Genomic DNA, 12,261 nt, shown 5'->3' with positions numbered 1-12,261 from the left:
GCCGCTCGGGCATCGGACGGGGCGCCCGGGCGGCGGCGGGCACGTCGGCCGGGGCCTCCAGCACGTCGAGCGGGATCTCGATGTGCACGGGGCGCGGGCGCCCGGTGCGGAAGAGGTGGAAGGCGTCGTGCACGGCCTCCACCCCCTCGGCCGCCGTGGTCACCCGGCGCGACCACTCCGCGATCGCGCCGACCATGGCCGTGGCGTCCTTCGTCTCGTGCAGGGTGCCCACGTCGGCGAACTCCGCGCCGAGCGGCACCCCGGGCGACAGCACGATCAGCGGACGCGACTCGCAGAACGCGGTGCCGATCGCGCTCAGGGCGTTCTGCAGCCCGGGGCCCGACGTGGTGATCACGACGCCGGGGAGCCCGGTCTGCTGCGCCCAGCCGTCGGCGCCGTAGCCGGAGCCCTGCTCGTGCCGGTTGGTGACGGCGCGGATGCCGAGGTCGGCCAGGGGGCGGTACAGCTCCAGGTTGTGCGTGCCGGGGATGCCGAACACCGCCGTCACCCCGTAGCCGCGGATGGTCTCCAGCACCGCGCGGCCCGCCGTGTCGGCGTACGGGGCGGTGGGGTTCGCGTCGGCGCTCATGCTCGTATCCTCGTTCAGACGGCGGCCGTGGTGCGGGCGGCGACGTGGCGGCGCACGCCGTCGACCCAGGTCTCGCGCACCTCGATGGCCGCGATCTCCTCGGCGGGCACGGCCAGCGGGTCGTCCGAGAGCACCGCGAAGTCGGCGAGCTTGCCCACTTCCAGCGAGCCAAGGTCGTCTTCCCGCCCGATCGACACGGCCCCCTCGATCGTGTGGGCGCGCAGTGCGGCGAGCGCGGAGATGCGCAGGTCGTCGGGCCCGAGTCGGTGGCCGCGGCGGGTGACGCGGGTGACCGCCGTCTGGATGGCCTCCAGCGGGATCGGCTCGGCGACCGGGGCGTCGGAGGAGATCGTCATGGGCACGCCCGCCCGCTCGAACTCGCCGAGCGGGTTGAACCGCTCGCCCGGGGTGCCGATGGCCTCCTCCACGCCCTCGCCCCAGTTGAAGTAGTGCTGGGTCTGGTTGACGGGACGGATGCCGGCGGTCGCCATGCGCGCGATCTGCTCGGGCGTGGGCAGGCCGCAGTGCTCGATGCGGTGCCGGGCGTCCGCATCGGGACGTTCGGCGAGCGCGGCCTCGATCGCCGACACGACCATCTCGATCGCGGTGGGCGACTGCGCGTGCGTCGCCGTCTGGAGCCCCGCGGCGTGCGCCTTGCGGATCAGCTCGGCGTAGTCGGCGGGCTCGTGGTACAGCTGGCCCGTGCGGCACGGGTCGCCCACGTAGCCGTCGGGGAAGTACGCGGTCCAGCCGCCGAGGGTGCCGTCGGCGTAGAACTTGATGCCGGCGAAGCTCAGGTGCGCGTTGCCGAACTGTCCGACGAGCCCCATCTCGAGCGCCTCGTCGAGCAGATGCGACAGCAGGTACATCGACACGCGCAGCTCGAGCCGCCCGGCCTCCGCGAGCCGCAGGTACATGTCGAACTCGCGGCGCGTGACCTGGCAGTCGCCGATCGAGGTGACACCGCCCGCGAGGAACCGCTGCGTCGCTGCGTCGAGCTGCCGCAGGTGCTCCTCCGGCTCATCGGCCAGGTGGAAGTTCGGGCCGTGGTGGCCGATCTTCACCCCGTGCACGCCCGTCAGGATGTTGCACGCCGCGTCGGACAGCTCCCCGGTGAGCTCGCCGTCGGCGTCGCGGAAGAACTCGCCGCCGTCCGGGTTCGGGGTGTCGCGGTCCACGCCGTTGATGTCGAGCGTGTACGAGTTCACGACGCCGCCGTGACCCGAGGCGTTCATGAGGTACACCTCCCGGTCGGACGCGACCTCGTCGAGCTCGAACCGGGTGGGGTGGCGCTTCTCGGCGAGGTTGCGCTGCTCGTAGCCGTAGCCGCGCACCGGGCGACCGGCGGGGAGCCCGGCCGCCGCGGCCTTCAGCAGGGCGACGATCTCGGGGATGCTGCCCGCCTTCTCCGGCCCGCAGTCCACCCACGTCATCATCTGCCCGAACATGAGCGGGTGCGCGTGCGCGTCGACGAACCCGGGCACCACGACCGCGTCGCCGAGCTCGACGCGCTCCGGGGTCAGCCCGGCCCTGGCCGCCACGTCCTCGCACTCCGCGACCGTGCCGAGGGCGACGATGCGCCCCCGGTCGGTGAGCATCGCGGTCGCGGTGGTGTCCGCCGGGTCCGCGGTGTGGATGGCGCGGGCGGTGACGAGGGCGGGGGCGGCCTGGGCCGAGCGGTCGAAGGGGGTGAGCTTGCGCATGAGGAGCCTGTTCGCGGTGGGGTCGTGCGGGTGGGGAGCGGAGCCGATCAGGGCAGGCGGTTCGCCGTGGTGTCGGTCCGGGCGGTGAACGAGGCCGTGACCGGTGCCTCGTCGGAGTGCTGCGGCGCGAGGCGCGTGCAGATCCCGGCGATCACGGCCATGCCGACGAACATCGCGATCACCGACCAGACGCTGCCGGTCCAGGCGATCAGCTGCGTCGCGAACCAGGGCGAGAAGCCGGCCCAGATCGCGGCGCCCACGCCGTAGGAGAGGGCGATCGAGGTATACCGCGCCTGCGGGCGGAACATCTGCGCGAGGATCGCGGCGATCGGGGCGTAGGTCGCGCTCATCGCGATGCGCACCAGCGAGGCGAGCAGGAAGATGAGCGGCTCGACCCGTCCCGGCATCACCAGCAGGAACGGCGCGAACGTCAGCACCGAGGTGATCAGGCCGATGTACATCACGTTCTTGCGGCCCCACTTGTCGCCGAGCCAGGCGACCGGCAGCGTGACCACGAACTCCACGAACGAGGCGATCGTCATGGCGTCGAGGATCACCTGCTCGCTGATCGCGATGGGCTCGCCGGTCGCGTAGGCGGTGGCGAAGGTCGTGGCCAGGTAGTAGCCGCCCGTGGAGATGGGCAGGATGCCGATGCCGAGCAGGATCGGCTTCCAGTTGACGCGCAGCGCGAAGGCGAGGGGCATGGACTGCTTGCGGCCCTCGATCTTCTCCTCGAAGACCGGCGACTCCTCCACGCGGTAGCGGACCCACAGGCCGACGGCGATCAGCACGATCGACAGCAGGAACGGGATGCGCCAGCCGCCGTCGATGATGAACGTGTCGCCACCGCGGGCCATGATCGCGAAGATGCCCGAGGCGAGCAGCGCACCGGCGGGGTTGCCGAGCTGGGTGAAGCCGCCGTAGAACGTCTTCGACTTCTCCGGGGCGTGCTCGACGCTCATGAGCACGGCGCCACCCCACTCGCCACCGACCGCGAGGCCCTGGATGGCGCGCAGCAGGATCAGGAGGATCGGCGCGAGGATGCCGATGTTCTCGTAGGTGGGGAGGCAGCCGACGAGGACGGTCGCGGCGCCCATCAGCAGCAGGGTGATGACGAGCGAGACCCGGCGGCCGAGCTTGTCGCCGATGTGGCCGAAGACGATGCCGCCGAGGGGACGGACGAGGAACGCGACCGCGAACGTCGCGAACGCCGCGGCGGTCTCGGCAAGGGGGTCGTCGCTCGGGAAGAACAGCGGGCCGAAGACGAGGGCGGCGGCCGTGGCGTAGACGTAGAAGTCGTACCACTCGATCGTGGTGCCGACGAAGGCGGCGATGCCGGCGCGGCGTGCGCGGCTGTGGACGCCGCTTCGGGGGGTGGGGGTGGTGGTCATGGACCCGCTCCTTCGCGGATGGTGTCGGATAGCGATCGATGCTAGGGACGCGACGACCCGGCGGCAAGGGCAGAACTCCAGCGAGAACGGGGATTCACTGGACTTCTGGTCTCTTGGGCGCGCAAAGCGGGCCTTCCCGCCGGTCGCACACGGGGTTACGCTGAGGTTCTGCGCGCGTCGTCGTGCAGACCGGGGAAACTGACGGATCGGGACGCAGCCATGGATTTCGACGCCGAACTCATCCGCGCGCTCCAGGAGGACGGGCGCGCGAGCATCCGCGCCCTGGCCGAGCGGCTCGGGCAGTCCAGGGCCGCGGTGGCCGCACGACTGCGCACGCTGCTGGCCGACCGCACCGTGCGCGTGGTCGCCGCGGTGGACCCGGTCTTCCTCGGCCAGCACGTCCTCGCGCACGTGTCGATCCGCACCGACGGCGCCGTCGAGGTCGTGGCCGAGCACCTGCGCGACATGAGCGAGACCGTGCTCGTGTCGGCCGTCGGCGGCGCGCACGACATCGTGACCGAGGTGCGCGTCGGGTCGATGTCGGAACTGCACGACCTGCTCGCCCGCATCCGCGGCAGCGCGGGCGTGCTCGACATCAACACCATCATCTACTCGACCGTGATCAAGGGGTTCTTCGTGTCGGAGTACCACGGCGGGGTCACGCTCGACGCGATCGACGAAGCCCTCGTGGAGCACCTGCAGGCCGATGGCCGCATGAGCTTCCGCGCGCTCGGCGAAGAGGTGCGCCTCTCCCCCAGCGCCGTCGCGACCCGGGTGCAGCGGCTCATCGACGCGGGCGTCATCAAGATCAGCGCGGTCGAGGCACGCGGCCTCGCGCACCGGCAGCTGTCGATGGGCGTGGGCATGACCCTCGGCGACGACGACGAGGCCGTGATCGAGGAGCTGCGCCGCGGTCGCGGTGTCGACTTCGCCGCCCGCACGCTCGGCCGCTTCGACGCGGTCGCGACACTCGTTGAGCCCTCGGCCGGCGCCCTGTACGCGAGCCTGGAGCGCCTGCGCGCGCTGCCCGGGGTGACCCGGATCGAGGCCTGGCTCCACCTCGCGGTGCTCAAGGAGGACTACGCCCGCACGCTCCGCCCGCTCCGCACGGAGTGAGCGCGAAGTCGCCCGGGTCGGGGGTCACGCGGCGTGCACCGCGTCGAGCCCGGGTCAGGCGGCGGGGCGGACCGCGTCGAGCAGGGCCGACAGCGCGGGCGGCATCCGGTCGAGCGGGAGCAGGCCGACGATGTCCGCGGCGAACCGCGCCTTGCGGCCCGCGGCCGTCCCGGCGAAGCGATGCAGCTGATCCTCCACGACCCTGCCCCGCTGCGCCGGCTGCCCCTGGAAAACGCGGAACCGCCCGAGCTCGCCCCGCGCCGCCAGCGCCTGCTCCACCAACGGAACCCCGGCGGCACGGATCACCTCGTCTTCGAGGTCGCGCTCACAGCCGAAGAACCCCGCATCGGCGGGCACGCCCGTGGCGTCGATCGCGCCGTCGTCGCGCAGGACCCGGGTCACGTACGCGCCCTCCGCCGCGTCGTAGAGGCCGAGCACCCGCACGGCAGGCTCGACCGCGCGGAGGGCCGCGAGCCGGGAACGGAGGTTCGTGATGCCGTCGAGGTCGACCAGGTCGAGGTCGTCGAGCGTCTCGCCGAGGCGCTGCGCCGCGGCGAGGAACGCGAGCCGGTCGCTCGCCCCCTCGAACAGCACGACCGTGCCGCCCCCTCGCCCCGCACTCGCCGCCATCCCTCGACCCTACGCACCCGGTGTCCGTCGCGCTTCGACCGCACCCGACGCGGATGGCCGCGCGTCAAGGGTCTGCCGTTGGAGGGCCCGCCGCGGCACACTGCCGACATGGAGCACCCCGACGAGCCGGACGCGGCCACGGCACCGGAGCGCACGCCCGATGGCCACCACATCGTCGTGAACGGACGCCGGTGGCGGGCGACCGACCCGGCCATCCCGGAGAAGCTGCGCCAGGAGCTGGTCGACGAGCTGATGGCCGCGCGGCGCGCCGTCAAGGCGGCGGAGCCCGAGGCGCGGCGCCGCGTACACGATGCGAAGACCGCCCTCGGCGAACGCGGCGCCCCGTGGTGGGAGCAGCCGACGCCCGAGGAGTCCGCGGAGCGCATCGCGGCCGCCATCCGCACCCTCACCCGCAAGAGGGAGGGGTCGTCGATCTGCCCGAGCGACGTCGCCAGAGCCGTCGGCGGGGAGGCCTGGCGCAACCGGATGGACGAGGTGCGCCGCGTGACCGCCGCGCTCGCCGACCGGGACGAGGTCGTGGTGACCCAGAAGGGCGAGCCGGTCGACGTCGCCTCCGCGCGCGGCCCGGTGCGCATCCGCCGCGGCCCCGCCCTCTGACCCGGGCGGAGTGGGTTGAGCCGGGGTGCGGCGCGGGACACGGCGCGCCGTCACCGGGCGTTCACCGGGCCCCGCCAGACTGCGAGCATGAGCGAACCCGAATCCCGCAGCGGCGCACCGGAGCCCGCAGCGACCGCGAACAGCGGAGCCGTCGCCGTGGTCGGCCTCGACCTGCGCGGCGAGACCCCCGCCCCGAAGAAGCAGGTGTACTCGTGGGCCCTGTGGGACTGGGCGACCCAGCCGTTCAACACGGTGATCCTCACGTTCGTGTTCACGGCGCTCTACCTCGTCAGCCCCTCGTTCCTGCCGCCCGAGGTCGCCGCGCTCGACGAGAACGACCCGCTACGGATCGCCGCGGAGGCCGACCTCGCGTCCGGCCTGGGTCTCGGCCTCACGGTCGCCGCCTTCGGCATCCTCCTGCTCGCCCCGGTGCTCGGTCAGCGGGCGGATGCCGCCGGACGCCAGAAGCTGTGGCTGGGCATCGGCACGGGCGCACTGATCCTCTGCATGTTCGGGCTGTGGTTCGTCGAGCCGGTCCCCGCCCTGTTCTGGGTGGGCGTGGCGCTGATTTCCGCGGGGTCGGTGTTCGGCGAGATCGCAGCGGTCAACTCCAACGCCATGCTGATCGGCATCGCGAACCCCAAGAACGTCGGACGCATCTCGGGCCTCGGCTGGGGCTTCGGGTACCTCGGCGGCATCATCGCACTCGTGATCGTGGTGGTGCTCGACACCTTCGACTGGTTCGGGATGCCGACCGACAACGGACTCGCGTACCGCCTGATCGCGGTCGGCTGCGCGGTCTGGGCGATCGTGTTCGCCATCCCGATCTTCCTCAACGTGCCGGAACCGTCGCTCGGCCGCCCGGAGCGGAAGGTCGGCTTCTTCCGGTCGTACCTGCTGCTGGTGCAGGACGTCGTGGGGCTGTACCGCGACCCGGAGACCCGCTCGACCTTCTGGTACCTGCTCGCCAGCGCGGTGTTCCGCGACGGCCTGGGCGGCGTCTTCGCGTTCGGCGCGATCATCGGCACGGCCGTGTTCCGGTTCGGCACGCAGGACATCATCGTGTTCGGCATCGCGGCGAACCTCGTCGCGGGGGTGTCGACGATCCTGGCCGGACGACTCGACGACCGCCTCGGCCCGAAGCGCATCATCCTCGGCTCGATCGCGGCCATGATCGTCGCGGGGCTTGCGGTCTTCCTGCTGCGCGACGCCGGCGCGATCGTGTTCTGGGTGGGCGGACTCATCCTGTGCGCGTTCGTCGGACCGGCGCAGGCCGCCGCGCGGTCCTTCCTGGCCCGCGTCACCCCGGCCGGCCGCGAGGGCGAGATCTTCGGCCTGTACGCGACGACGGGACGGGCGGCGAGCTGGATGGCCTCTGCCGCCTGGACCGTGCTGATCGCCCTGACCGCGCAGACGGCGTTCGGCATCCTCGGCATCGTGATCGTGCTGATCGCGGGGTTCCTCCTGCTGCTGCCGGTGAAGGCTCCGCGCTAGGACGCGACCGCCCCGCGGGGCAGGAGTAGCGTGACCGGGGTGACCGTGCTGCTCGCCTTCCTCGCCAACGTGCTCGTCGCGATCGCGAAGACGGTGGCCGCGGTCATCACTTCGTCCGCGTCGATGGTCGCCGAGGCCGCGCACTCCTGGGCGGACGCGGGCAACGAGGTGTTCCTGCTGATCGCCGACCGGCGCGGCGCGAAGACCAAAGACGCGCGGCATCCGCTCGGCTACGGCCGCAACGCCTTCGTGTGGTCGCTGATCGCCGCGTTCGGCATCTTCACCGCGGGCTCGATCGTGTCGATCATGCACGGCATCCAGGAGCTGTCCGACACCGGGCCGGTGGAGAGCCCGGTCGTCGCGTACGTCGTCCTCGGCATCGCGTTCGTGCTCGAGGGGGCCTCGTTCACGCAGGCGATGGTCCGCTCCCGCCGCCTGGCGCGCGAGCGCGGCAGCTCCACGTGGGACTTCGTGCTGGAGACGAGCGACACGACCCTCCGCGCCGTGTTCTTCGAGGACTCAGCGGCCCTCGTCGGCCTGGTCCTGGCGGGCGGCTCGATCCTGCTGCACCAGCTCACCGGCGTGGCCGCCTGGGACGCGATCGGCTCGATCCTGGTGGGCGTGCTGCTCGGGGTGGTCGCGGTGATCCTGATCGGACGCAACATCGCATTCCTCGTCGGCACGAGCGTCTCCCCCACCCTGCGCTCGCGGGTCGGCACGGCGCTGCTGGGGCTGGACGACATCGAACGGGTGACCTACCTGCACATCGAGTACGTGGGGCCGAACCGGCTGTTCCTCGTGGCCGAGGTCGACCTGTCGGGCGACGCGCGCGAGCACGACGTGGCGCGTCGGCTGCGCGAGGTGGAGCGGCGGATCGAGGCGCACGACGCGATCGAGGCGGTCGTGCTGTCGCTCTCGGTGGACGACGAGCCCTCGCTCGACTTCGCGCGCGCCTGAGTCGCGGAGCGAGACCCGCGGAGCGAGACCCGCGGAGCGAGGTCGGAGGCGCGAGGCCGGCGGAGCGAGACCGGCGGAGCAGGAATCGTCGCGGCGTCAGCGCGGCCAGTTGTCGGCGAGCTTGGTGAGCAGACGCGCGAGTTCGGTGCGCTCGTCGTCGGTGAAGGGCGCGAGCGCCTGGGTGAGCAGCTCCCTCCTCTCCCCGCGCAGACCACGCGCGAGCCGGCGGCCCTCGTCGGTCAGCGCGATCCGGGTGCGGCGCGCGTCGTCCGGGTCGGCCTCACGACGCACGAAGCCGCCCTGCACGCCCTGCTGCACGAGGCGCGACGCGCGGGGCTGATCCACGCCGATCGCCTGGCCGAGCGCGCTCACGCTCAGCGGTTCGGGCGCCGAGGCCAGCGCCTCGAGCATCCGCATGCGGGCGGGGCCGCCGAGGCGTCCGGAGGGGTCGGCCATCCACGGCGGCATCCCGGGGTGCCCGCGGTGATGGCCGAAGTGCTCGTGGGCACCGTCGGCGTGCGGGCCGTCGTGACCTCCGCCGGGCCAGCCGTGGGGTCCGCCGCGTCCGCGCGGTCCGTGCTCGCGCTGACCGGGCCGACGCCCGCGGAGACGAGACAGCGCCTGGGCGATCGCCTCGGCGGGGTCGTGCGGTTCGGAGTCGCGGGAACGGGTGGCCATACCTCGATTTTACATGCGACTTGACATGCTTTAGATCTGCATGTCACACTACATGTACATGCCGGATTACATGGATATGTCACCTGACATCCACCGGCCACCACCGCGGCCCACCAGCCGCCCCTGAACAGAGGACAACCCCATGAACACCACCACAGACACCACAGAGACTCCGCAGCCGCCGCGCCCCTTCGGCTACTGGCTCAAGGCCGTCGACCGCCTCATGGCGGCCGAGTTCGCCGCCGCGTTCGACGACGAGGGCATCACCCGGCGCGACTGGCGCCTGCTCAACGTCGTCGACGGCTCGGTCGAGCGCGAACGCCCGCTCCGTGCGCACAAGCTGCGCCGCCTGATCGACCGCGGGTGGGTCGTCACCGACGGCGAGGGCTGGTCCCTCACCGACGACGGCCGCGCCGCGAAGGAGCGCCTCGGCGCCCTGGTCGACGACATCCGCGCCAAGGTCGTCGACGCCGTCCCCACGGACGACCTCGCCACGACGCTCGCATCGCTCGAGGCCATCGCCCGCGCGTTCGGGTGGGAGGAGGGCACGCCCCTCCCCCGCACGCACCGCGGCCCGCGGGGCCACCGGCACGGTCACGGTTTCCGCGCCCCGTTCGGCCACCACGGCTTCGGTCGCCACGGCTTCGGTCCACGGGGCTTCGGTCCCCGTGGGTTCGAAGGCGGCAACGGCTTCGGCGAACGCGAACGCCACGCGTTCGACGACCGTCACGAGGCCGACGGCCGCCACGGCTTCCACAGCCGTGGGCACGGCCACGGCCACGACGGCCACGCGATGCCGGAGGGGCCGTGCGGTCACGGCCACCCGGGCGAGCGCCGCGCACGTCACGCGTTCGAGCGCGGCTACGACGCCGGGTTCCGCCGCGGTCGCGCCGCCTGACCGCCGCACCACAGGGCGCCCTCCCGTCTGGGAAGGCGCCCTGTCGCGCGCCGGGGCTCTACATCTCGAGGTCGAGGAGCGCCACGGCGTCGTCGGGGGCGCCGACAGCACGGAGGCGTCCGCGCATCGCCGCCGCGGCGAGGGCATAGGGCCGTTCGTCGTCGAGGAGCAGCGAGCGCGAGTTGGCTTCCTCGTTCAGCGCGACGAGTTCGAACGCCAGCACGTCCACGTCGTCGACCGCGATCTCTCCGACCGCGATGGCGTGACGCAGCTGGGCCTCGATGTACCCGTGCCAGTCGGTCAGCGCCGCGCGCACGGCGTCGGTCACCGGCCCGGTCTTGGAGTCGACGTCGGCGGAGGTCGCGGCGAAGAAGCAGCCTCCGGTGAACACGCGGTCCTTCGAATAGAGCAGCGAATGGCGCAGCAGCGCCGCGAGGCGTCGCACGCCGCGGGGCTCGGCACGGGCGGGCTCGACGATCCGTGCGAGGAAGATCTCCCTGGCGGCTTCGATCGTGGCGAGCTGCAACCCCTCCTTGCTGCGGAAGAGCGTGGCGATGCTGCTCTTGCTCGATCCGGACGCCGCGGCGAGCCGACCGATCGTCAGGCCGTCGAGACCCTCGACCGACGCCAGGTTCGTGGCGCTGTGGAGCACGACGCGGCGGGAGGCATCACCCCGTACCCGTCGGCCGTCCAGGATCGGGCTCTCGGACATCCCCCTAGTATACGAACGATCGTTCGCCTAGTATACGTATGATCGTTCGTATTGTTCCGGCGAAGGAGTCACGATGCCGTCCCTGCCCGTCCTGCTCGCCCGCACCGTCCCCCTGCTCGCCCGCGTCTCGCCACGGCTGGCGGGCGCCGTGGCGCTCCGCCTGTTCTTCACCACCGGGCCCCGCATGCGCGTGCGCCCCGCCGATGCGCCGACCCACAGCGACGCCCGCCGCGGCACCGTCACGGTGCGCGGCATCGAGGTCACCACGTACGAGTGGGGTCGCGGGCCGCGCACCGTGCTGCTCCTGCACGGCTGGCGCGGCCGGGCGTCGCAGTTCGCGCCGCTCGTGCGCGAGCTGGTGGCCGAGGGGTTCCGCGTGCTCGCCTTCGACGGGCCGGCACACGGATCGTCCGGCGGCCGCGCGACCGACGTGCGCGACTGGGTGACGGTCGCCGAGCGACTGCAGGCCGAGCACGGCCCGTTCGAGGCGCTGATCGGTCACTCCTTCGGCGCGCTGGGCGCCCTCACCGCCGCCCGCACGACCGTGCCGGTGCCCGCGGTCGCCGTGCTCGCCGGCGCCGCGGCGCCCGAGGCCTTCCTCGCCCAGTTCGCCAGCGACCTGCGCCTCGACGAGCCCACCGCGCAGAACCTCCGCGAGCGGTTCCACCGGCGCCTCGCGATCGACGAGGCCGCGGCGGCCGAGCGCTTCGACGCCGGACGACACCCGTTGCCCGACGGCACCGCACTGCTCGTGGTGCACGACCGCGGCGACCGCCGCCTGCCCGACCGTGACGCCCTGCGCCTGCACGCCGCGCACCCCGGCCGCTCGCGGATGCTGCGCACGGTGGGCCTCGGTCACACGAAGGTGCTCTCGGCCGACCCCACCCTCGACGCGGTCGTCGCTCTCGTCACGGGCGGGCTGCCCGCGGTCGATGCCCTCGGCACCGCCACGGCAGCGACGCCGCCGACGCGGTCGCACGTGACAAATGACGCAGAGCCCGCGCACGCCCCGGGCCCCACGGCGCAGTCCACGCACGCCGCACACCCCACCCCCGGGGCAGCTCACGCCGCACACCCCACCCCCGAGCCGTCGCACGCCTCACATCCGACCGCGGAGTCCGCCGCCCGCGCCTGATTCCAGGCCCTCGACCGACATCGCGGGCGACGCACGCAGACCGGGAGACCGATCCGCTCGCGCCGGACGCCGGCGAGCCCCGAGCTGCGGCGTCAGACCCGCAGCGGAGTCAGCGCGGGCGCCGCGTCGGCGAGGGTCGGGAACCCGGCGTTCACCAGGACCACGAGCGCGACCACGGCGGCGACGAGCAGCAGGAACAGGAACACGAAGATGAGGCCGGCGAGCACGCGGTAGCTGCCGCCCTCCGGCACCTCCGGAGCGAGCGACGGCTGCGACCAGTCGTCGGCCGCCGCAGCGGGCGGCTCTCCCTCGAGGATCGCGGGCGTCGGGCGCTCGCGAT

General features: G+C 72.8%; 13 protein-coding genes. 6 read left to right on the top strand and 7 right to left on the bottom strand.

Features of this window, described 5'->3' with window-relative positions; all coding sequences use genetic code 11:
• The 3 genes from DW299_RS09410 to DW299_RS09400 all read right to left on the bottom strand — a co-directional run.
• On the bottom strand, nt 1-589 hold a 589-nt coding region (locus DW299_RS09410), incomplete at its 3' end, for a thiamine pyrophosphate-binding protein (protein ID WP_275090584.1).
• 14 nt (nt 590-603) lie between these two features.
• Nucleotides 604-2,292, bottom strand: coding sequence for an amidohydrolase (locus tag DW299_RS09405; RefSeq protein WP_136036428.1), 1,689 nt, complete (start codon nt 2,290-2,292; stop codon nt 604-606).
• A 47-nt stretch (nt 2,293-2,339) separates the two neighbouring features.
• Nucleotides 2,340-3,683: an MFS transporter gene (locus DW299_RS09400; RefSeq protein WP_136028718.1), complete on the bottom strand. Its 1,344-nt coding sequence runs from the start codon at nt 3,681-3,683 to the stop codon at nt 2,340-2,342.
• Between the two features lie 219 nt (nt 3,684-3,902).
• Here DW299_RS09400 and DW299_RS09395 point away from each other — a divergent pair, with 219 nt between their 5' ends.
• The gene (locus DW299_RS09395) at nt 3,903-4,799 is read left to right on the top strand and encodes an Lrp/AsnC family transcriptional regulator (RefSeq protein ID WP_136028719.1); all 897 of its coding nucleotides are present in this window, start codon (nt 3,903-3,905) and stop codon (nt 4,797-4,799) included.
• 54 nt (nt 4,800-4,853) lie between these two features.
• Here the strand turns inward: DW299_RS09395 and DW299_RS09390 are convergent, their stop codons facing one another.
• Nucleotides 4,854-5,429, bottom strand: coding sequence for an ATP-dependent endonuclease (locus DW299_RS09390; RefSeq protein WP_136036427.1), 576 nt, complete (start codon nt 5,427-5,429; stop codon nt 4,854-4,856).
• 108 nt (nt 5,430-5,537) lie between these two features.
• Here DW299_RS09390 and DW299_RS09385 point away from each other — a divergent pair, with 108 nt between their 5' ends.
• The 3 genes from DW299_RS09385 (at nt 5,538) to DW299_RS09375 (ending at nt 8,498) form a co-directional block, all read left to right on the top strand.
• Complete coding sequence (locus DW299_RS09385; RefSeq protein WP_136036426.1) at nt 5,538-6,047, top strand: DUF3253 domain-containing protein; 510 nt, start codon at nt 5,538-5,540, stop codon at nt 6,045-6,047.
• Between the two features lie 87 nt (nt 6,048-6,134).
• A complete protein-coding gene (locus tag DW299_RS09380) occupies nt 6,135-7,541 on the top strand; it encodes an MFS transporter (protein ID WP_136028722.1) in 1,407 nt (468 codons plus the stop codon).
• Nucleotides 7,542-7,580: 39 nt separating this feature from the next.
• The gene (locus DW299_RS09375; protein WP_136036429.1) at nt 7,581-8,498 is read left to right on the top strand and encodes a cation diffusion facilitator family transporter; all 918 of its coding nucleotides are present in this window, start codon (nt 7,581-7,583) and stop codon (nt 8,496-8,498) included.
• Nucleotides 8,499-8,594: 96 nt separating this feature from the next.
• Here DW299_RS09375 and DW299_RS19500 read toward each other — a convergent pair whose 3' ends face one another.
• Nucleotides 8,595-9,176: a MarR family winged helix-turn-helix transcriptional regulator gene (locus tag DW299_RS19500; protein ID WP_240745364.1), complete on the bottom strand. Its 582-nt coding sequence runs from the start codon at nt 9,174-9,176 to the stop codon at nt 8,595-8,597.
• A gap of 142 nt (nt 9,177-9,318) precedes the next feature.
• On the opposite strand from DW299_RS19500, the gene DW299_RS09365 reads away from it, so the two are divergent.
• Nucleotides 9,319-10,074, top strand: a complete 756-nt coding sequence (locus DW299_RS09365; RefSeq protein WP_136036425.1) for a winged helix DNA-binding protein — start codon at nt 9,319-9,321, stop codon at nt 10,072-10,074.
• Between the two features lie 58 nt (nt 10,075-10,132).
• Here the strand turns inward: DW299_RS09365 and DW299_RS09360 are convergent, their stop codons facing one another.
• Nucleotides 10,133-10,786 carry a TetR family transcriptional regulator C-terminal domain-containing protein gene (locus DW299_RS09360; protein ID WP_136036424.1) on the bottom strand — a complete coding sequence of 218 codons (654 nt, stop codon included), beginning with the start codon at nt 10,784-10,786 and terminating at the stop codon, nt 10,133-10,135.
• Between the two features lie 73 nt (nt 10,787-10,859).
• Between DW299_RS09360 and DW299_RS09355 the strand changes: the two genes are divergently transcribed.
• Nucleotides 10,860-11,921, top strand: coding sequence for an alpha/beta fold hydrolase (locus tag DW299_RS09355; RefSeq protein WP_136036423.1), 1,062 nt, complete (start codon nt 10,860-10,862; stop codon nt 11,919-11,921).
• Nucleotides 11,922-12,013: 92 nt separating this feature from the next.
• Here the strand turns inward: DW299_RS09355 and DW299_RS19025 are convergent.
• On the bottom strand, nt 12,014-12,261 hold a 248-nt coding region (locus DW299_RS19025), incomplete at its 5' end, for a hypothetical protein (RefSeq protein ID WP_168443107.1).

Origin of the sequence: Microbacterium sp. K35 (assembly GCF_004794375.1) — a bacterium.
Classification (GTDB): Bacteria; Actinomycetota; Actinomycetes; order Actinomycetales; family Microbacteriaceae; genus Microbacterium; species Microbacterium sufflavum.
This window is presented reverse-complemented; position numbering and strand designations above follow the sequence as displayed.

Bases quoted from the DNA above. Each gene is read 5' to 3' on its own strand.
- DW299_RS09395 (WP_136028719.1), top strand. From the start codon at position 3,903: ATGGATTTCGACGCCGAACTCATCCGCGCGCTCCAGGAGGACGGGCGC.
- DW299_RS09380 (WP_136028722.1), top strand. From the start codon at position 6,135: ATGAGCGAACCCGAATCCCGCAGCGGCGCACCGGAGCCCGCAGCGACC.
- DW299_RS09360 (WP_136036424.1), bottom strand. From the start codon at position 10,786: ATGTCCGAGAGCCCGATCCTGGACGGCCGACGGGTACGGGGTGATGCC.
- DW299_RS09355 (WP_136036423.1), top strand. From the start codon at position 10,860: ATGCCGTCCCTGCCCGTCCTGCTCGCCCGCACCGTCCCCCTGCTCGCC.
- DW299_RS19500 (WP_240745364.1), bottom strand. From the start codon at position 9,176: ATGGCCACCCGTTCCCGCGACTCCGAACCGCACGACCCCGCCGAGGCG.
- DW299_RS09405 (WP_136036428.1), bottom strand. From the start codon at position 2,292: ATGCGCAAGCTCACCCCCTTCGACCGCTCGGCCCAGGCCGCCCCCGCC.
- DW299_RS09400 (WP_136028718.1), bottom strand. From the start codon at position 3,683: ATGACCACCACCCCCACCCCCCGAAGCGGCGTCCACAGCCGCGCACGC.
- DW299_RS09365 (WP_136036425.1), top strand. From the start codon at position 9,319: ATGAACACCACCACAGACACCACAGAGACTCCGCAGCCGCCGCGCCCC.
- DW299_RS09390 (WP_136036427.1), bottom strand. From the start codon at position 5,429: ATGGCGGCGAGTGCGGGGCGAGGGGGCGGCACGGTCGTGCTGTTCGAG.
- DW299_RS09385 (WP_136036426.1), top strand. From the start codon at position 5,538: ATGGAGCACCCCGACGAGCCGGACGCGGCCACGGCACCGGAGCGCACG.